This window comes from Massilia suwonensis (assembly GCF_042655665.1).
Classification (GTDB): Bacteria; Pseudomonadota; Gammaproteobacteria; order Burkholderiales; family Burkholderiaceae_D; genus Telluria; species Telluria suwonensis.
The window spans coordinates 532,157-548,788 of the sequence record NZ_JBHSMR010000013.1; the positions used below are offsets into that span (position 1 = coordinate 532,157).

Here is a 16,632-nt window from a genome sequence, read left to right on the forward strand (position 1 = left end):
GTTTGACGGATGGAATAAAATCCATGCCGCCAACGTTTTATTCATGTGAACCCTGAACAACCCATGCTTGCCAACGAACTTGCCGCCCTGTTGCCCCGGATGCGACGCTTCGCACGCTCGATCACTTTCCACCGGGAAGACGCCGACGACCTGGTCCAGGTCGCGATGGAGCGCGCGCTCGGCCGCAGCGAACAATATACCGACGGAACCCGGCTCGATAGCTGGCTGTTCCGCATCATCCGCAATGCCTGGATCGACGAGGTGCGCAGCCGGGTCCGGCGCGACGCCGTCTTCGCGCCCGAGGAGGAAGGCGAGCACGTCGGGCACGACAGCCTCGAGGCCCATGGCCAGAAGCTGGCCGTGCAGAAGGCGATGAGCCTGCTGTCGGAAGAGCACCGCGTCGTGATCGGCCTGGTGCTGGTCGACGGCCTGCCCTACAAGGAAGCGGCGGCGGTGCTCGAGATCCCGATCGGCACGCTGACCAGCCGCCTGGCCCGGGCCCGCGAAGCCCTGCAAAAACTGTTGTCCGAAGAAAGAGCCGCATGATGAACCGCATCTCCACCTATTCCGACGAAATGCTGATGGCTTACGCCGACGGCGAACTGGGCGAGCCGCAGCGCAGCGAAGTCGAACGCGCCGTGCGCGCCGATCCGGCCCTGGCCGCCGCCGTCGAACGCCACCGCGCGCTGCGCAAAGAGGTCTTCGACGCCTTCGCCGGCGTGCTCGACGAACCGGTGCCGGGGCGCCTCCAGCCCGCCGGCGCCGCCAAGGTGCTCTCGCTCGAGGCCGCACGCAGCGCCCGCGCCCGCAGCACGGCGGCCGCAAGCGCCCCGCGCCCGTCCGCCTGGCCGCGCTGGACCGCGCTGGCCGCTACCCTGGTGCTCGGCGTGCTGGCCGGCAGCGCCTGGTTCGGCGGCGCGGAAGGCGACGCGGGCTACATCAGCGCCGACGCCAGCGGACGCCTGGCCGCGCGCGGCCAGCTGGCCGGCGCCCTGTCGCGCCAGCTGGCGAGCGACCCGGCGCCGAACAGCCCGGTGCGGATCGGCGTCAGCTTCGCCACCCGCGACGGCGGCTATTGCCGCAGCTTCAGCGTCGGCGCCAGCGCCGGCCTGGCCTGCCGCAGCGGCGAAAGCTGGCGCATCCCGGTGCTGAGCGAAGCCGTCACGGCGCGCGGCGCCTACCGCCAGGCCTCCAGCACCATGCCGGAAGCCGTGCTCGACGCCATCGACGAGCGCATCGCTGGCACCACCATGAACGCGGCCGCCGAGCGCGCGGCGCGCGAACGGGGCTGGAAACGCTGAGCGGGGTTGCCGGCAAGGATCAGGCCCGTGCTATACAATCAATTCACCCGGCGCCCTCCATTGTCGAGCGGGCGCCGCATCGAACAGGAGAAGAATATGTCGGGCTACAGCATCAACATCGAACAAAAGACCCTCGCGGGCAATAACTTCCGCGAAGTCCTGTACACCACGCAGCGCAGCCAGCTGGTCATCATGACCCTGCAGGCCGGCGAGGAAATCGGGCTCGAGCACCACGAAGGGCATGACCAGTTCATCCGCGTGGAAGCGGGCCAGGGCGTGGCGATCCTGGACGGCGAAGAGCACCAGCTGGAAGACGGCGTCGCCGTTGTGATCCCGGCTGGCACCGAGCACAACGTCATCAATACCTCGAAGACCGAGCCGATGCGTCTCTACACCCTGTACACCCCGCCGGAGCATCCGGACGGCATCGTGCATGCGACCAAGGCGGAAGCGGACGAGTACGAGAAGCAGCACGGGCATTGATTCATCCGCGGCCAAACCCGCGTAGGGTGGGCATGCCCACGCGTGAAGCCGGCGTCGTGTTGGCGTGGTTTTTCTCGAAACGGCGCCAACACCGTGCGTCGTTCACGCGTGGGCGGGGAACCCGCCCACCTTACGCGTATCCGAGATCCTCTGTATCAGTTATGCGTGTTCGTTCGCGCCCGCTCCTCCAGTAAGACCTTTTCGCGCGCATTCGAGGCCATCCCCGCCGCGCGCAGGAATTCCGCAGCGGCTTCGTCGCGCCTCCCCAGCTTTTCCAGCATATCCCCCCTTACCGCCGGCAGCCACTGATAGCGCGCGAGCGCGGCGTCGCCGGCCAGCGCATCGACCAGCGCCAGCCCCGCCTCCGGCCCCTCGGCCATGCCGACCGCCACGGCTCGGTTCAGCTCGACCACCGGCGAGGGGCTGACCCGCGCCAGCTCGCCGTACAGCGCCGCGATGCGCCTCCAGTCCGTCTCCTCCGCCGTGCGCGCCCGCGCGTGGCAGGCGGCGATCGCGGCCTGCAGCGTGTAGGGGCCCGGCGGGCCGAGCAGCTCGGCGCGGGCCAGCGCCGCCAGGCCGCGCCGGATCAGGATGCCGTCCCAGCGCAGGCGGTCCTGTTCGAGCAGCAGCACCGGCCTGCCCTCGCGGTCGACCCGGGCCGCGGCGCGTGAAGCCTGCAGTTCCATCAGCGCCGCCAGGCCCTGGGCCTCGGGTTCGCGCGGCGCCAGCTGGGCCAGCATGCGGCCCAGGCGCAGGGCCTCGTCCTGCAGCGCGGGACGCATCCAGTCGCCGCCGCTGGTGGCCGTGTAGCCCTCGTTGAAGATCAGGTAGACCACTTCCAGGACCGAACCGAGCCGCTCTTCCAGTTCCGCCGCCGGCGGCAGCTCGAAGGGTACGCGCGCATGGCCCAGGGTGCGCTTGGCGCGCACGATGCGCTGGGCGACGGTCGGCTCGGGCACGAGGAAGGCGCGCGCGATCTCCTCGGTGCTGAGGCCGCCCAGCAGTTTCAGGGTCAGCGCCACCCGCGCTTCCGTCGAAAGCACCGGGTGGCAGGCGGTGAAGATCAGGCGCAGCAGGTCGTCCTGGATCGGGTCATTGCGGGCCGCATCCAGCTCGTCGACGAAATCGGGCACGATGTGAGCCTCCAGCGCTTCCAGGTCCTGGCCGATCTGCGCGCATTTTTCCTGGTACGACTTCTGCCGCCGCAGGTGGTCGAGCGCGGCGTTCTTGGCCGTGCGCATCAGCCAGGCGCCGGGGTTGTCGGGGATGCCGGACGCCGGCCAGTTTTCGAGCGCGGCGACCAGCGCATCGCCGGCGAGTTCCTCGGCCAGGCCGATGTCGCGCACCAGGCGCGCGACGCCGGCGACGATCTTCGCCGATTCGATGCGCCAGACCGCGCCGATCGCCTGGTCGACCGCGCCTCTCGTCATGCGTGCGGCGGCAGAGCGGCGGGATCCATCCAGGACAGTTCCCACACGTGCCCGTCCAGGTCCTCGAAGCCGTGTCCGTACATGAAACCGTGGTCCTGCTTCGGGTTCGGCGCGCGTCCGCCGGCCGCCAGCGCCTTGGCCACCAGCGCGTCGACCTCGTCGCGGCTCTCGCAGGACAGGCAGGTCAGCACCTCGGTCACTTCGCGCGCGTCGGCGATCGGCTTGCTGGTAAAACCCTGGAAGAAGCGCTCGACCAGCAGCATGGCGAAGATGTTCTCGCCGATGATCATGCAGGCCGCGTCCTCGTTGCTGAATTGCGGATTGAAGTCGAAGCCGAGGCTGGAGAAGAAGGCGCGGCTGCGCGCCAGGTCTTTCACCGGCAGGTTGACGAAAATATGCTTGTGCATGGCGTGATCCTTGTCTGTGATCGGCCTCAGGCCGCCTTGGCTGGAGCGGGGGCTTCGGCCTGGTCCCTGAGCGCCGCGAGTCCGGTTTCCAGCTCGCGTCCGACCATGCGGTCGGTATCGAACAGTAAACCCATCAGCTTGGCGACGAAGGGGCTGCGGCCAAGCATGATCCAGCTCACCCCGGTGCCCTGCACGCCCGGCGCCAGCAGGAATTCGATGGTGTTCTCGCAGCGCAGCGGCGCCGACATGGTCAACTGCATCGTCACCTTGCCTGGCGCCGCATCGAGAATCGCCAGCCTCCCTCTTCCCGCGGCGCCCGGCCCGGAAAAGTCGTAGGCGGCACCGGCGCCCTGCTGCGGGCCGCTGTAGTCCAGGATCAGCTTCTTGTCCCTGGCGAAGGGATTCCAGGTATTGAAGCGGCGCAGGTCGGCGATCAGGGCGTAAATGCGCTCGGGCGGCGCGTCGATGTGGATGCTGCGCTCGATGCGGAAGGCGTCCGGCCGGCGCCAGGCGGCGAAGGAGGCGGCGCCGAGCAGCACGGCAAGAATCAGGAAAATAGTCGTCATGCCGGGCTCCTCAGGCCTGGGATTGCGGCTGAACAGCCGACTGCGCCTCGAGTTCGCGGAAGCGTTCCAGCGTCTCGGTCTGCGGAAAATCCTCCAGCTCGAACACGCGCCGCACCTCGATCTCGGCTTCGAGCCCTTCCCCGCGCGGGTTCGGGAAGCGGCGCGCCCATTCCAGGGCTTCCTCGGGGCTGCGCACGCTGATCATGGAGTAGCCGGCGATCATTTCCTTCGATTCGGTGAACGGTCCGTCGATCACGCTGCGTTCCTTGCCCTGGTAGCGGATGCGCCAGCCCTGGCTGCTCGGATGCAGGCCGCTGGCGTCGAGCAGGACGCCGGCGCGGGCCAGTTCGCCGTGGTAGTCGGCCATGGCATTGAGCAGGTCTTCGCCCGGCATGCAGCCGGCTTCGGACTCGGGGGTGGCTTTCACGATGATCATGTAACGCATGCTGGTCTCCTTGGGATCGGGACGCGGCCCCTGCCGCGTTTCTACCGTCTACATGCACACGACGAAGGGCGCGGCGGGAAATCGACACACCGCGCAAAATACTTTCAGCTTTCGTAACAGGGAGCCAGCGCCCGCACCTCGACCGTCGCCCACTCGGCCGCCGGACAGCGCGCGGCCAGGGCGACCGCCTCTTCGTGGGTGGCGACGTTCACGTGGAAGAAGCCGCCAATCATCTCCTTGGCCTCGGCGAAGGGGCCGTCGACGGTGCTGGCCTTGCCGCCCGCCACGCGGACCCGGGTTGCCCGGCTCTGCGGCGCCAGCGATTGCGCGCCGATCAGCACGCCCTCCTCGCGCAGCGCGTCGCCGAAGCGCAGCATGCTGTCGTAGAGCGCGCGCCCTTCGGCCTCGCTGCGGGTGGCGCGCTGGCCGACGGGTTCGTGAATCAGCAACATGTACGACATCGGCGGCCCCTAGGAAAAGATGATCGGAAGAGCAAGCAGTATGCAACGCCCCGCCAGTCGAGTAAAGCATCCGGCGCCGCGACGCAAACCCGCTTCGCTCAATCGTGCGCGCCATGGCGAGGATGAGACCGCGTCCGACTGCTCCTACAAGCCCCCCTCCCATGCGCCTATTGTCGCTCCACAGTGGGGCGTTACCATCAAGGAACCAATCACCGACAAGCAGGAGGTAGCCATGGGCGAGAACAAAGGCAAGGGCACGAAAGGCCGCAACTACGACGAACTGACCGGCGTGGGCACGAGCAGCGCCGGCATCACGGGCACGACAGGCAACCTGAACACGGGCACGCGCGATGGCGGCATCGGCATGCCGTCAAGCGCCGACAGCGGCAACCGCGCCGGCAACCGCCAATCGGCGGACACCGACGACGGCGACACCACGCCGGCCCTGGGCCGCGGCACCCGCTCGAACCCGGGCCGGCAGCGCCAGGGCGGCCAAGGTAGCCAGAGTAGCCAAGGCAACAGCCAGGGCGGCAGCCAGCAGAGCGGATCGGGAGGCCAAAACTCCCAGGGGAGCCTCGGTCACAGCCTGGACCAGGACGTGATGGGCAAGGAGCAGTAATTTTTCGAGGCGCGCTCGCGGACGCGCCTGCAAACCCGGCGAGCGTCCCGTGTGAAGTGCGGGCGTTCGCCTCGTGACGTGCGGCGTCGAGGCGACTTCCCATGCGCATCCTGATCCGCGGCGCCCTCCTCGCCGTCCTGCTGCTGGGCGGCTACGCGCTGCTCGGCCCCTATATCAAGCAGATGCTGTACGCAATGCGCCTGGCGGCGATGCCGGTGCCGGCCGCGCTGCCGGTGCCCGTGCGCGGCGTCGCGCCGCGCCAGCTGCGCGACACCTGGCATGGGGCGCGCAGCGAAGGGCGCAAGCACGAGGGCATCGACATCTTCGCGAAACGCGGCACGGCGGTGCTGGCCGCGACCGAGGGCATCGTGCTGCGCGTCGGGACCAACCGGCTCGGCGGCCAGGTCGTGTGGGTACTGGGGCCGGGCGGGCAGCGGCATTATTATGCGCACCTGGACCGGTATGCGGATATCGACAAGGGGCAGCGCGTGCGGGCGGGGACGGTGCTCGGGTATGTGGGGACGACGGGGAATGCGAAGGGGACGCCGCCGCATTTGCATTACGGGATTTACGAGGTGGGTGGGGCGATCAATCCGTATCCGATGTTGCGGGTCGCAGCCATCCACGCGTACGACAGCGTGCGTATGAATGCGCATCGAATGGAGAGACGATGAAGCTGGATGACGATACCCTGGAATTTGCGCGGCGCGTGTTTCAGTATGCCCGGACGGGCGAGACGGCGCCGCTGGCGGAACTGCTGGCGCAGGGCCTGCCGGCCAACCTGCGCAACGAGCGCGGCGACAGCTTGCTGATGCTGGCCTGCTACCACGGCCACCTGGAGACGGCGCGCGTGCTGCTCGACCATGGCGCCGATCCGGAACTGCTGAACGACGCCGGCCAGACGCCGCTTGCGGGCGCCGCCTTCAAGGGCGACGCGGCCGTCGTCTCCCTGCTGCTGGAACGCGGCGCGGCGGTCGATGCGGCCGGACCGAACGGCAAGACGGCCCTCATGATCGCAGCGATGTTCAACCGTGTCGAGATGATGCGCCAGCTGATCGAACACGGCGCCGATCCGCGCGCCGTCGATGCGGCCGGCATCCCGATCCGCGAAGCGGCGGCGAAGATGGGCGCGGTCGAGGCCGTCGATTTCCTCAACAAGCTCCTCGATCCACGCTGAACGTTCAGTGCCGGCTACGTAGAAATTCGGTCGCCACCTGGGCCGACATCGGCTGGCTGAACAGGAAGCCCTGGAACAGGTCGCAGTCGCAGGCGGCCAGGGTTTCGTGCTGCTCGAGGGTTTCCACGCCCTCGGCCACCACGTGCATGTCGAGTTTGTGGGCCAGCGCCATGATGCCAGCGCAGAGGTCGGCGTCCTTCTCGTCCACCGCCACGTTGCGCACGAACGAGCGGTCCAGCTTCAGGTAGTTCACCGGCAGCTGGCGCAGGTAGGACATCGACGAAAAACCCGTGCCGAAGTCGTCGATCGACAACGCCACGCCGCCGCTGCGCAGGCGGTGCAGGATGGCGATCGCCAGGTCCGGGTCCGACATCATCATCGATTCGGTCAGCTCCATTTCCAGGCAGCCGGGGTCGATGCGGTGCTCGCGCATCAGGTCGAACACGTAGTCGGGCAGCGCCGCGCTGGTCAGCTGGCTGGTCGAGAGGTTGACCGCGACGGGTATCGTGCCGAGGCCCGCATCGCGCCAGGCGGCGATCTGGCGGCAGGCCTGTTCGATCACCCAGCGCCCCAGGTGCAGCAGGAGACCGAGCTGCTCGGCCAGCGGAATGAAGTTATCGGGCGCGACCAGGCCGACGCCGGGCCGGTTCCAGCGGATGAGCGCTTCGAAGCCGGCGATGCTGCCGTCGCGCCGCATCTTCGGCTGGTAGTGCAAGGCGAATTCGCTGCTGCCCATGGCCGCGCGCAAATCGCGTTCGAGTTCGACCCGGCGCGCCACCGTCGTGCCCAGTTCCGGCGAATAGAAGCGGTACTGGTCGCGTCCGTTGTCCTTGGCCGAGTACATGGCCGCCTCGGCGCGCCCGAGCAGTTCGGATGCACTGTACTGGCTGGCGTTCGACAGGCTGATGCCGGCGCTGAAGGTCAGGTGCAGGGGCTCGCGCAGCAGCGTGTAGGGCTGGGCCAGAAAAGCCCGGATCTGTTCGAGCTGGCGCGCGACTTCCTCGATCGTGGCCGCGCGCGGCAGCGTGAAGGCGAATTCGTCGCCCGACAGGCGCGCGAGGCTGCCCAGCGCCACGTTGCACTGCTGGAGGCGCTGGCCGACCACCTGGATCAGCTGGTCGCCGATGCCCTGGCCGTAGTTGTTGTTGATGTACTTGAAACCGTCGAAGTCGATGATGACCACTGCCAGCCGGGTGCCGTGCAGCGCCGCCATCACGAGCTGCTCCTCCAGCGAGGACTCGAACATGCCGCGGTTGGCCAGGCCCGTGAGCGAATCGGTGATCCGTTCGTGCTCGAGGCGCTTCCTCAGGCCGCGCAGCTCGGTGATCTCGGTCGAGAAGCCGATCAGGCAGACCGGATGGCCGGGCAGCTGCAGGGCCACCTTGCGCGACCTGAAATGGTGCTTGCAGCCGTCGGCGCCGATGATGGTTTCCTCGCGCACCTCGTCGCCCGCGCCGGCCAGCACCTCGGCATCGTACTCGGCCACGCGTGCGGCGATCTCGGGCGGCATCAGCTCGCGGTCGGTGCGCCCGATCAGGTCGGGCAGCGCGCGCGCGTACAGGGCCAGCACCGGGCCGTTGGCGTAGATGTAGCGGCCCTGCTGGTCCTTCAGGTAGATCGCCGCGTCGACGTTCTGCAGGATGGTGTTGAGCAGCTCGTTGCGCTCGATGAGTTCGTCCACCGCGCGGCGCTGGTCGGTGATGTCGGTCGAGATCCCGCACAGGCCGCGCACCCGGCCCGCCGGGTCGAACAGGGGAATCTTCACAGTGCGGAAAGTGCGGCAGCTGCCGTCGCGCAGGCAGACCACTTCCTCGGCGTCGACTTTCTCGCCGCTGGACAGGGCCTGGTAATCCGTGGCGGCGATGCCGGAAGCGGCCACGTCGACGAAGCGCGCATCGGTCTTGCCGATCACGCGGGCCGGGTCGGTCCCGAAAACGGCCGCCAGCGCCTTGTTGACGAACAGGTAGCGCCCTTTCTTGTCCTTCACGTAGAACAGGATGTCCAGGTTGTCGACCAGGGTCCACAGGTTCTGCAGCTGCACCGGATCGACGCCGTCAGCCTCGGCGGCGGCCGGTTCCTCCTGCGGGGCCTGCGGTTTCTTCATCCTGCACGTCCTCCAGCGCTGGGCGCGCCTGCCGTCCATCCCAGACGCATGCGCAGCCGCCAGTGTAGCGCCACTGGCGTCCATTTCGGCACATCCATACGACGCGGACGCAAAACGCTGCAAAGCCGCCACAAGCGTGAATGACTTGCAGCATTGGCAAGATATTTACGCTACTCTATTGCCTTCCCAAACTTTCAGGATGCCCATGCCCCGCATTTCCTTCGCCTCGCTGCGCCGGCGCTGCCTGTCGCTGGCCCTGCTGGCCGCGCTTTCCGCCTGCGCCGGGCTGCCCGTCCAGGACCGTACGCCCGAGCTCCTCGCCGCCACGGTGCCGGCCGACTACAACGGCGTCGTGCTGGTGCGCGCGAGCCGCTCGGCGGCGCCAGTCGTCCGGACCTGGGGCAGCGCGCAATTCGAGACGCCTGCCGCGGTCAGCGCCGATACGCGCTTCATGATCGGCTCGGTCTCGAAGTGGATCACGGCCGTGGCGGTGCTGCGCCTGGTGGAACAGGGCAAGCTGGCGCTCGACGAACCCGTGACGACCTGGCTGCCGGAACTGCCTGCCGCCAGCCGTGCGGTGACGCTGCGCCACCTGCTGTCGAACACGAGCGGCATCGAGAACGGACTGAACCTGGCCCTGAAGCGCGATCCCGGGACCGGCAGCCTGACGATTACGCCGCTGGAAGCCGCGCTGCGCTTCGGCGCCGGTCCGCTCGGCTTCACGCCCGGAACGAAGTTCGACTATGCCAGCATCAACTGGCTGCTGGTGGCCGGCGTGGTCGAGCGCGCTACCGGCGAGCCCTTCATGCGCGTCGTCACGCGCCTGGTGTTCGAGCCTGCGGGCGTGCGCGATACCGGCTTTGCCGATGCCGCAACGCCGGGCCTGCCGCGCATGGCCATCGGCTACGCGGCCGACCGCAAGGCACGCAAGATGGTGCCCTCGCCGCCGATGGCCGCGGCCGCCGGCACCATCTACAGCACGGCCAACGACCTGGTGAGGATGGCGGACACGGTCTACGGCGGCTTGCTGGGCGCGGCGGCGCGCCGCGAGCTGCTGACGGTGCAGCACGCACCGGAAGAGTATGCGCTGGGCGGACGGGTAAAACAGGTGAAGAACCGGGCGCTGGCCTGGGAAAGCGGCGTCAGCGGCGGCTACAAGACCCTGCTCGCCTACGCGCCGGCGGACGGGCGCGCCGTGGTCCTGCTGAACAACACGGACATGGCGCAGTCCGAGCAGGCCAGGATCGCCCTGGCCCTGCTCGAAGGCTTCGACAAGTGATTACTTGGTGACGGCCAGCACCGTGCGGCGCCCGCCCTTGAAGGTGTAGAGAGTGATGGTGCCGTCACGGATGTCGCCGCGCGCATCGAAAGCGATCGGACCGGTCACGCCCTTGTACTGGATCTTCGCCAGCGCCGGCAGGTACTGGGCCGGCGCGGTCGAACCGGCTTTCACCATTGCGTCCGCCATCGTCATCACGGCGTCGTAGGCATACGGCGCGTTGATCTGGACGTCGATGCCGAAACGCTTCTTGTAATCGGCGCGGAATTTATCTAGGCCTGCGCGGCCGGCTGCATCGACGCCGCCCGCCTCGGCGCAGAACACCTGGCCATCCGCCATGGCGCCGCCCGAGAGTTTATGGATCTCGTCCGAGCAGATGCCGTCGCCGCCCATCATCTTGACGTTCAGGCCGAGCTGCTTCATCTGGCGCAGCATGGGGCCGGCCACGGCGCTCATGCCGCCGAAGAAGACCAGGTCCGGTTTCGTTGCGCGGATCTTGGTCAGAATCGCGTTGAAGTCGGTCGCCTTGTCGTGCGTGAACTCGCGCGCCACCACCTGGGCGCCCTGCTGCTGCAGGCTCTTGCCGAATTCGGTGGCCAGGCCCTGGCCGTAGGCGGTGCGGTCGTCGATCACGGCGACGCGCTTGGCGCCCATGTCCTTGACGGCGTAATGGCCGAGCGCGCGGCCCAGCTGGATGTCGTTGGCCACCACGCGGAAGGCGGTGTTAAAACCTTGCTGGGTGTATTTCGGGCTGGTGCTGGACGGCGAGATCTGCGGGATGCCGGCCTGGTGGTAGATCTTCGAGGCGGGAATCGTGGTGCCCGAGGTCTCGTGGCCGACCACGCCATTGACGCGCGCATCGACCAGTTTCTGGGCCACGCTGGTCGCCTGCTTCGGATCGCCGCCGTCGTCCTCGGCCACCAGTTCGAACTTCACCTTCTTGCCCCTGATGCTGACGCCGCGCGCGTTCAGGGCTTCGACCGCCATGCGGGCGCCGTTCTCGGTGTCCTTGCCAAAATACGCGACCGGACCGGTCACGGCGGCCGAGTGGCCGATCCGGACGACTTCCTGGCTCGATGCCAGACCGGTGATGGAGAGCGCGGCGAGCGCGAACAGGGTCTTCTTCATGCATTCCTCGACGATAGCGGACGCCGCACACGGTCGCGGCGCCGAAACGGGCATGATAGCAAGGATGAGCAGGCCACGTGCGGCGCCGCCCTAGGCCGCGGTGGGCCGCAGCATGTACAGCGCCGGACCTGGATAGCTCGCAAGGGCATCCTTCTGGACGCAGTTGGCGGCGCGGTAGCCCAGGCCTTCCCAGAAGCCGCGCGAGTCCTGTACCGAGACCAGCGCGGACCAGGCCAATCGGGCGTCGCGTGCCTGCGTCAGCAGTTGGGCCGCGAGACGTTTGGCGAGGCCCTTGCCCGCAGCTTCCGGCGCCACGGCCAGGTCGTGCAGATAAAGCGTATCGCCTTCCGGATCGACATCGAAGCCGGCGTCCAGCGGCGTCACCGCACCCATGCGGCTGCGGTAGGCGAACGCATAGGCCAGGATCGCACCATTCTGGTGCACTGCGACAGTCGAGGTGTCGGCGGCCTGTTTGATACGCGTTGCCACGACCGCCGCCGGCTCCTGCATCGTGGGCGGATAGCAGGCCGCCTGCACGCGCAGGATGGCGTCGAGGTCGGCTGCGTCTATGCGACGCAGCGTGACGGGAGAAAGGTGGGACATACACCGAACGGCTGGGGCAAAGGCGCCATCCTAACCGAGCACGGCCTGGCTGCCCAGCGGGTCCGTGCGCGGCGCCGCGGCGGCTTGCGGCATACTGGAACGAAGCACACGGCGCAGCGCGCCGTTCGAAGGAGTTCCATGACCAGCGAGCACCCAAGGGGCGCCGGCGCCGAGCTGCGCTTTCGCACCCTGCTCTACCGCTTCATCTTTTTCGACTGGCTGTTCCAGGACGTCGGCGGCGCGCGCACGGCCATCGAACGCCATGCCGCGACCCAGCACAACCGCCGCATGAGCAAGTACCTGCCGGTCTACATGCGCCGCTGGTCCTTCCTCACCGTGCTCGATTTCGCGCTCGGCTTCCTCGTCGAACGGGCACTGCAGGCGACCCTGCTGTCGGCCTGGTTCTACACCTGGACCTGCATCACGGCCACCGGCACGGTGGTCATTGCGGTGGCCTGGATCTTCCTGACGCAGCCGCAGCAACCCTGAAGGATCGGCTTCACTGCAGTGCACAAATTAACGCTTGACAGGCCTGCATCTTCGCCTTTAGAGTCAAGTCAATGACCTCCCAACTGCATCTGTCGACTGTCCTACCGCTAACCGGCCTCCTAGCGCCGGCGCTACTACTACGCGCCTGATTTCCCCTCGCGTTCCGGCCCCGCCGGTGTTTAAAGTAGTCACAGGAAGTTTGCACAGATGTTCGAATTCTCGCACTCCATCTCGATTTTCCCTTCGCTGCCCGTTGCGGCGCGTGCTTACGTTCGTCTACTGCTAAAACTAGCGATCGGTTGCCGGGCCTAGCGTCTCGTGGCCCGTCCGGCAGCCTTCGCCACTCCCGCCCTTTTCGGCCCTTTCAGCTTTAGCAGGAGTACGAACATGATCACCAATCCATCCGCCAAATACCGTCCTTTCCCCGCCGTCGCGCTCGAAAACCGCCAGTGGCCGGCTAACACCATCACGCGCCCGCCGATCTGGATGAGCACCGACCTGCGCGACGGTAACCAGGCGCTGATCGAGCCGATGAGCCCCGAGAAAAAGCTGCGCTTCTTCGAGATGCTGGTGAAAATCGGCGTGAAGGAAATCGAAGTCGGTTTCCCTTCCGCCTCCCAGACCGACTTCGATTTCGTGCGCATGCTGGTCGAGGAAGACCGCATTCCCGAAGATGTCACCATCATCGTCCTGACCCAGGCGCGCGAAGAACTGATCCGCCGCACCGTCGAATCGGCCGCCGGCGCGAAGCGCGCCATCGTCCACATCTACAATTCGGTGGCCCCCGTATTCCGCCGCGTCGTGTTCGGCATGGAGCAGGATGAAATCGTGCAGATCGCCGTGAACGGCACGCGCCTGATCAAGGAGCTCGTCGCCCAGCATCCGCAGACGCAGTGGGGCCTCGAATATTCGCCCGAGTCCTTCTCGACCACGGAGCTCGACTTCTCGAAGCGCATCGTCGACGCCGTCAGCGCCGTCTGGCAACCGACCCCGGCGAACCCGATGATCGTCAACCTGCCCTCCACGGTCGAGGCGAGCACGCCCAACGTGTATGCCGACCAGATCGAATGGATGTGCCGCCACCTGGAGCGCCGCGACTCGCTCGTCATCAGCGTCCACCCGCACAACGACCGCGGCACGGCGGTGGCCGCGGCCGAACTGGCCGTGCTGGCCGGCGCCGACCGCGTCGAGGGCTGCCTGTTCGGGAACGGCGAGCGCACGGGCAACGTCGATCTGGTCACGCTGGCCCTGAACCTCTACACCCAGGGCGTGCACCCGGGGCTGGACTTTTCCGACATCGACAGCGTGCGCCAGCTGGTCGAGGAGTGCAACCAGCTGCCGGTGCATCCGCGCCATCCGTATGCGGGCGACCTGGTCTTCACGGCCTTCTCGGGTTCGCACCAGGACGCGATCAAGAAAGGCTTCGCCGTGCAGCCGAAGGACGGCCTCTGGGAAGTGCCCTACCTGCCGATCGATCCGGCCGATCTGGGCCGCAGCTACGACGCCGTCATTCGCGTGAACAGCCAGTCCGGCAAGGGCGGCATGGCCTACCTGCTGGAGCAGGAATACGGCCTGCAGCTGCCGCGGCGCCTGCAGATCGAATTCTCGCGCGTGGTGCAGCAGCTGGCCGACAGCAGCGGCCGCGAAATCGCCGCCGGCGACATCCACGCGCTGTTCGCGCGCGAATACCTGGAGCAGGATGCGCCCTACCGCTATTGTTCCCACCGCATGAGCGAGAACACGGCGGCGGGCGAAGCGGTGCAGGTCGAAGTCAGTGCCATCGACGGCAAAGTGCAGCGCGCGCTGCGCGGCAGCGGCAACGGCCCGATCGACGCTTTCGTGAACGCCCTCGGCCTGGACGTACGCCTGATGGACTACCACGAGCACGCGATCGGCTCGGGCGCGAACGCGCGCGCCGCCTGCTATGTCGAGCTGCGCGTCGGGAACGGGCCGACCCTGTTCGGCGCCGGCATCGACAGCAACATCGTCACCGCCTCGTTCAAGGCCGTGCTCTCGGCCGTGAACCGCCAGCTGGCCGCGGCCCCTGCCATGGCGGCCTGATCGCGGCCCGGGACATGGGTATAATCGGCGAAGCCGCGCATCCCCGACGCGGCACGCCTTTTTCTGGAACCCGCCGATGAAACAAGCCCTGTCCCTGCTGTTGTTCGTGTCCGGCGCCGCCCTCGCCGACGACGCCGCCGTCCTGAAATGCCGCGCCCTGCCGGACGCCGCAAGCCGCCTCGCCTGCTACGACGCGATGCCGGTCGGCGCCGCGCCCGCGCTTGCAGCCGCACCCGCTACGGCACCCGCTACGGCACCCATTGCCGCGCCGGCGGTCGCGGCCACGCCCGAGCAGCGCTTCGGCCTGAATCCCGTGGTGCAGAAAAAGCAGGAAGCGCAAGCCGACACGATCCAGAGTACGGTGGCCGGCAAGATCGACGGCTGGTCGGTCGGCTCGCGCATCACCCTGGCCAACGGCCAGGTCTGGCGCGTGATCGAGGGCGACGCCGTCCTGCCGGCACTGAGCAACCCGAAGGCCGAAGTCTCGCGCGGCCTGCTCGGCGCCTACTTCCTGCAGATCGTCGGCCACAACAGCACGGCACGCGTGAAGCGCGTCCAGTAAGGGCGCGATGAAGAAAACCGAAGCGCGGCGCGGCGCGATCCTGGCCGCGGCCGCCGAGGTCTTCCAGGAGTCGGGCTACGAGCGCTGCTCGATGTCCGACATCGGCGCGCGTACCGGTTTTTCGAAGACCACGGTGTACGGCTACTTCGCATCGAAAGAGACAATGCTGGCGGCGCTGCTCGAGGAAGCGGCGGAGCGCGGCGTCGGCGCGGTGCAGGCTGCACTCGGCGCGCCTGCTGCGCAGATCGATGCCCTGCTCGAACGCGTCGCCGGCGCCTATCTCTCCTTTGCGCTCTCGGCCTCCGTGTGCACACTGCGCCGCGTGCTGGTGGCCACGGCCGGACGCATCGAACTCGATGCGCGCTGGCGCGACCTCGGGGCGGCGCGCATCAACGGCGCGCTGGCGGCCTGCCTGCGCGCGCAGATGGATGCGGGCCGGCTGCTGCGCGGCGACGCGCACGGCGCCGCCCTGCAATTCAAAGCCCTGCTGGAAGCGCCCTGGTTCGAACGCGTGCTGTTCGACCAGGGCGCCGGACCGGGTCCGGGCCAGGTCGAAGAGGACGCGCACTTCGCGGTCGCCACCTTCCTGCGCGCCTGGGCGCCTTCATCCGACATGCGCGCCCTTTCGACAAACGGCGCTCCATGAAAACCATCGCCCTCTTCCTCCTCGCCTGCGCGCCCTTCGGCGCCGGCGCCGCCGACCTGGCCAACGGCCAGCGCCTGTTCGCCTTGCGCTGCGCCTCCTGCCACGCGGTCGGCCCGTCGGCGCGCGCCGGCTTCGGTCCGCAACTCAATGCCCTCAATGGCCGGCGCGCCGGCAGCACGCCGGATTTCCGCTACTCGCCGGCCATGGCGAAGTCCGGCATCGTCTGGAACGACAAGACGCTCGCCGCCTTCCTCGATTCGCCCGGCGGCCTGGTGCCGGGCACGAAGATGCGCTTCTGGGGCATGAGCGATGCGAAGCAGGTCGGCGACCTGCTGGCTTACCTGCGCAGCATTCCCGCGGCGCCGGCGCGCTGACTCATTCTTGATCCGCCGCGTCGAGGTTGGCGCGCACCCGTTCCAGCAAGACCGCCAGCTGTTCGCGCTCGGCGTCAGGCAGGCCCGCCAGCGCCGCCTCGGCCGCCGCAGCGCCCTGCCGGTGCCGCAATGCGTGCAGGGCCTCGCCGCCGCTCGATAAACGCAGGCGGGTGCTGCGCTTGTCCGCCGCGTCGGCGCGCGCTTCCAATAATTCCCTGTCGCGCAGCGCGCGGATCAGGCGCGTCAGCTGCGCCTTGTCGCGGCCCGAATGCGCCACCAGGTCGCTCAGGGTCGCATCCGGATTGCGGGCGAAGAATCCCAGCACTTTGCCTTCCATGTGGGTCAGCTCGGGCTCCGCATTGGCACCGGTATCGGCGGGCGTGCGCATCTGGCGCGCACGGTAGAGATGCATGATCGAATGGATGGCCTCGAACACGTCCTGGGCCGAGGGCGCAGGGTTTTGGTTGACTTTATCAACGGGTTTTTTCATAATAGGA

Annotated in this window: 21 protein-coding genes; 12 read left to right on the top strand and 9 right to left on the bottom strand. The window is 67.9% G+C overall.

The window, feature by feature from the left end:
- Positions 1 to 63: 63 nt before the first annotated feature.
- Genes ACFPQ5_RS10310 through ACFPQ5_RS10320 form a run of 3 tightly spaced genes read left to right on the top strand, consistent with a single transcriptional unit; the run spans position 64 to position 1,784 of the window.
- Positions 64 to 546: an RNA polymerase sigma factor gene (locus ACFPQ5_RS10310; RefSeq protein ID WP_379754537.1), complete on the top strand. Its 483-nt coding sequence runs from the start codon at positions 64 to 66 to the stop codon at positions 544 to 546.
- Positions 543 to 1,301, top strand: coding sequence for an anti-sigma factor (locus ACFPQ5_RS10315; RefSeq protein WP_379754540.1), 759 nt, complete (start codon positions 543 to 545; stop codon positions 1,299 to 1,301). The genes ACFPQ5_RS10310 and ACFPQ5_RS10315 overlap by 4 nt, the downstream gene beginning before the upstream one ends.
- A 27-nt stretch (positions 1,302 to 1,328) precedes the next feature.
- Positions 1,329 to 1,784 carry a cupin domain-containing protein gene (locus ACFPQ5_RS10320; protein ID WP_379754543.1) on the top strand — a complete coding sequence of 152 codons (456 nt, stop codon included), beginning with the start codon at positions 1,329 to 1,331 and terminating at the stop codon, positions 1,782 to 1,784.
- A gap of 155 nt (positions 1,785 to 1,939) precedes the next feature.
- Here ACFPQ5_RS10320 and ACFPQ5_RS10325 read toward each other — a convergent pair whose 3' ends face one another.
- The 5 genes from ACFPQ5_RS10325 to ACFPQ5_RS10345 all read right to left on the bottom strand — a co-directional run bounded on the left by ACFPQ5_RS10325 (position 1,940) and on the right by ACFPQ5_RS10345 (position 5,093).
- Complete coding sequence (locus ACFPQ5_RS10325) at positions 1,940 to 3,214, bottom strand: RNA polymerase sigma factor (RefSeq protein WP_379754546.1); 1,275 nt, start codon at positions 3,212 to 3,214, stop codon at positions 1,940 to 1,942.
- The gene (locus tag ACFPQ5_RS10330; protein ID WP_379754549.1) at positions 3,211 to 3,621 is read right to left on the bottom strand and encodes a VOC family protein; all 411 of its coding nucleotides are present in this window, start codon (positions 3,619 to 3,621) and stop codon (positions 3,211 to 3,213) included. The genes ACFPQ5_RS10325 and ACFPQ5_RS10330 overlap by 4 nt, the downstream gene beginning before the upstream one ends.
- A gap of 26 nt (positions 3,622 to 3,647) precedes the next feature.
- Entirely contained in the window at positions 3,648 to 4,187 is a 540-nt protein-coding gene (locus ACFPQ5_RS10335) for an SRPBCC family protein (protein ID WP_379754552.1), read from the bottom strand.
- A 10-nt stretch (positions 4,188 to 4,197) separates the two neighbouring features.
- On the bottom strand, positions 4,198 to 4,632 hold the full coding sequence (locus ACFPQ5_RS10340; protein WP_379754555.1) for a YciI family protein: 435 nt from the start codon (positions 4,630 to 4,632) through the stop codon (positions 4,198 to 4,200).
- A gap of 104 nt (positions 4,633 to 4,736) precedes the next feature.
- Complete coding sequence (locus tag ACFPQ5_RS10345; protein WP_379754558.1) at positions 4,737 to 5,093, bottom strand: YciI family protein; 357 nt, start codon at positions 5,091 to 5,093, stop codon at positions 4,737 to 4,739.
- Between the two features lie 232 nt (positions 5,094 to 5,325).
- On the opposite strand from ACFPQ5_RS10345, the gene ACFPQ5_RS10350 reads away from it, so the two are divergent.
- From ACFPQ5_RS10350 to ACFPQ5_RS10360, 3 genes are all read left to right on the top strand, one after another.
- Positions 5,326 to 5,712, top strand: coding sequence for a hypothetical protein (locus ACFPQ5_RS10350; RefSeq protein ID WP_379754561.1), 387 nt, complete (start codon positions 5,326 to 5,328; stop codon positions 5,710 to 5,712).
- A gap of 101 nt (positions 5,713 to 5,813) precedes the next feature.
- Entirely contained in the window at positions 5,814 to 6,386 is a 573-nt protein-coding gene (locus ACFPQ5_RS10355) for a M23 family metallopeptidase (protein ID WP_379754564.1), read from the top strand.
- Positions 6,383 to 6,889 (top strand): ankyrin repeat domain-containing protein, encoded by a 507-nt coding sequence (locus tag ACFPQ5_RS10360; protein WP_379754567.1) that lies wholly within the window; start codon positions 6,383 to 6,385, stop codon positions 6,887 to 6,889. The genes ACFPQ5_RS10355 and ACFPQ5_RS10360 overlap by 4 nt, the downstream gene beginning before the upstream one ends.
- Positions 6,890 to 6,893: 4 nt before the next feature.
- Here the strand turns inward: ACFPQ5_RS10360 and ACFPQ5_RS10365 are convergent, their stop codons facing one another.
- On the bottom strand, positions 6,894 to 8,993 hold the full coding sequence (locus ACFPQ5_RS10365) for a putative bifunctional diguanylate cyclase/phosphodiesterase (RefSeq protein ID WP_379754570.1): 2,100 nt from the start codon (positions 8,991 to 8,993) through the stop codon (positions 6,894 to 6,896).
- Between the two features lie 205 nt (positions 8,994 to 9,198).
- On the opposite strand from ACFPQ5_RS10365, the gene ACFPQ5_RS10370 reads away from it, so the two are divergent.
- The gene (locus ACFPQ5_RS10370) at positions 9,199 to 10,272 is read left to right on the top strand and encodes a serine hydrolase domain-containing protein (RefSeq protein WP_379754573.1); all 1,074 of its coding nucleotides are present in this window, start codon (positions 9,199 to 9,201) and stop codon (positions 10,270 to 10,272) included.
- On the opposite strand, the gene ACFPQ5_RS10375 is transcribed toward ACFPQ5_RS10370, so the two are convergent.
- Both ACFPQ5_RS10375 and ACFPQ5_RS10380 read right to left on the bottom strand, forming a co-directional pair.
- The gene (locus ACFPQ5_RS10375; RefSeq protein ID WP_379754576.1) at positions 10,273 to 11,400 is read right to left on the bottom strand and encodes a branched-chain amino acid ABC transporter substrate-binding protein; all 1,128 of its coding nucleotides are present in this window, start codon (positions 11,398 to 11,400) and stop codon (positions 10,273 to 10,275) included.
- A gap of 90 nt (positions 11,401 to 11,490) precedes the next feature.
- Positions 11,491 to 12,003 carry a GNAT family N-acetyltransferase gene (locus ACFPQ5_RS10380; RefSeq protein WP_379754579.1) on the bottom strand — a complete coding sequence of 171 codons (513 nt, stop codon included), beginning with the start codon at positions 12,001 to 12,003 and terminating at the stop codon, positions 11,491 to 11,493.
- 138 nt (positions 12,004 to 12,141) lie between these two features.
- Here ACFPQ5_RS10380 and ACFPQ5_RS10385 point away from each other — a divergent pair, with 138 nt between their 5' ends.
- The 5 genes from ACFPQ5_RS10385 (at position 12,142) to ACFPQ5_RS10405 (ending at position 16,135) form a co-directional block, all read left to right on the top strand.
- Positions 12,142 to 12,492 carry a hypothetical protein gene (locus ACFPQ5_RS10385; protein WP_379754582.1) on the top strand — a complete coding sequence of 117 codons (351 nt, stop codon included), beginning with the start codon at positions 12,142 to 12,144 and terminating at the stop codon, positions 12,490 to 12,492.
- A gap of 387 nt (positions 12,493 to 12,879) precedes the next feature.
- The gene (gene leuA / locus ACFPQ5_RS10390; RefSeq protein WP_379754585.1) at positions 12,880 to 14,553 is read left to right on the top strand and encodes a 2-isopropylmalate synthase; all 1,674 of its coding nucleotides are present in this window, start codon (positions 12,880 to 12,882) and stop codon (positions 14,551 to 14,553) included.
- A 76-nt stretch (positions 14,554 to 14,629) separates the two neighbouring features.
- Entirely contained in the window at positions 14,630 to 15,115 is a 486-nt protein-coding gene (locus ACFPQ5_RS10395; protein ID WP_379754588.1) for a hypothetical protein, read from the top strand.
- 7 nt (positions 15,116 to 15,122) lie between these two features.
- On the top strand, positions 15,123 to 15,761 hold the full coding sequence (locus ACFPQ5_RS10400) for a TetR/AcrR family transcriptional regulator (protein WP_379754591.1): 639 nt from the start codon (positions 15,123 to 15,125) through the stop codon (positions 15,759 to 15,761).
- Positions 15,758 to 16,135 (top strand): c-type cytochrome, encoded by a 378-nt coding sequence (locus ACFPQ5_RS10405; RefSeq protein WP_379754594.1) that lies wholly within the window; start codon positions 15,758 to 15,760, stop codon positions 16,133 to 16,135. Before ACFPQ5_RS10400 ends, ACFPQ5_RS10405 begins: the two co-directional genes overlap by 4 nt.
- A 1-nt stretch (position 16,136) precedes the next feature.
- Here ACFPQ5_RS10405 and ACFPQ5_RS10410 read toward each other — a convergent pair whose 3' ends face one another.
- Positions 16,137 to 16,625: a MarR family winged helix-turn-helix transcriptional regulator gene (locus ACFPQ5_RS10410; protein ID WP_379754597.1), complete on the bottom strand. Its 489-nt coding sequence runs from the start codon at positions 16,623 to 16,625 to the stop codon at positions 16,137 to 16,139.
- Positions 16,626 to 16,632 lie beyond the last annotated feature (7 nt).

Excerpts from the sequence above, each read along its gene's own strand:
- ACFPQ5_RS10310 (WP_379754537.1), top strand. The coding sequence starts at position 64 with ATGCTTGCCAACGAACTTGCCGCCCTGTTGCCCCGGATGCGACGCTTC.
- ACFPQ5_RS10315 (WP_379754540.1), top strand. The coding sequence starts at position 543 with ATGATGAACCGCATCTCCACCTATTCCGACGAAATGCTGATGGCTTAC.
- ACFPQ5_RS10325 (WP_379754546.1), bottom strand. The coding sequence starts at position 3,214 with ATGACGAGAGGCGCGGTCGACCAGGCGATCGGCGCGGTCTGGCGCATC.
- ACFPQ5_RS10330 (WP_379754549.1), bottom strand. The coding sequence starts at position 3,621 with ATGCACAAGCATATTTTCGTCAACCTGCCGGTGAAAGACCTGGCGCGC.
- ACFPQ5_RS10335 (WP_379754552.1), bottom strand. The coding sequence starts at position 4,187 with ATGACGACTATTTTCCTGATTCTTGCCGTGCTGCTCGGCGCCGCCTCC.
- ACFPQ5_RS10340 (WP_379754555.1), bottom strand. The coding sequence starts at position 4,632 with ATGCGTTACATGATCATCGTGAAAGCCACCCCCGAGTCCGAAGCCGGC.
- ACFPQ5_RS10345 (WP_379754558.1), bottom strand. The coding sequence starts at position 5,093 with ATGTCGTACATGTTGCTGATTCACGAACCCGTCGGCCAGCGCGCCACC.
- ACFPQ5_RS10350 (WP_379754561.1), top strand. The coding sequence starts at position 5,326 with ATGGGCGAGAACAAAGGCAAGGGCACGAAAGGCCGCAACTACGACGAA.
- ACFPQ5_RS10355 (WP_379754564.1), top strand. The coding sequence starts at position 5,814 with ATGCGCATCCTGATCCGCGGCGCCCTCCTCGCCGTCCTGCTGCTGGGC.
- ACFPQ5_RS10360 (WP_379754567.1), top strand. The coding sequence starts at position 6,383 with ATGAAGCTGGATGACGATACCCTGGAATTTGCGCGGCGCGTGTTTCAG.
- ACFPQ5_RS10365 (WP_379754570.1), bottom strand. The coding sequence starts at position 8,993 with ATGAAGAAACCGCAGGCCCCGCAGGAGGAACCGGCCGCCGCCGAGGCT.
- ACFPQ5_RS10370 (WP_379754573.1), top strand. The coding sequence starts at position 9,199 with ATGCCCCGCATTTCCTTCGCCTCGCTGCGCCGGCGCTGCCTGTCGCTG.
- ACFPQ5_RS10375 (WP_379754576.1), bottom strand. The coding sequence starts at position 11,400 with ATGAAGAAGACCCTGTTCGCGCTCGCCGCGCTCTCCATCACCGGTCTG.
- ACFPQ5_RS10380 (WP_379754579.1), bottom strand. The coding sequence starts at position 12,003 with ATGTCCCACCTTTCTCCCGTCACGCTGCGTCGCATAGACGCAGCCGAC.
- ACFPQ5_RS10385 (WP_379754582.1), top strand. The coding sequence starts at position 12,142 with ATGACCAGCGAGCACCCAAGGGGCGCCGGCGCCGAGCTGCGCTTTCGC.
- leuA (WP_379754585.1), top strand. The coding sequence starts at position 12,880 with ATGATCACCAATCCATCCGCCAAATACCGTCCTTTCCCCGCCGTCGCG.
- ACFPQ5_RS10395 (WP_379754588.1), top strand. The coding sequence starts at position 14,630 with ATGAAACAAGCCCTGTCCCTGCTGTTGTTCGTGTCCGGCGCCGCCCTC.
- ACFPQ5_RS10400 (WP_379754591.1), top strand. The coding sequence starts at position 15,123 with ATGAAGAAAACCGAAGCGCGGCGCGGCGCGATCCTGGCCGCGGCCGCC.
- ACFPQ5_RS10405 (WP_379754594.1), top strand. The coding sequence starts at position 15,758 with ATGAAAACCATCGCCCTCTTCCTCCTCGCCTGCGCGCCCTTCGGCGCC.
- ACFPQ5_RS10410 (WP_379754597.1), bottom strand. The coding sequence starts at position 16,625 with ATGAAAAAACCCGTTGATAAAGTCAACCAAAACCCTGCGCCCTCGGCC.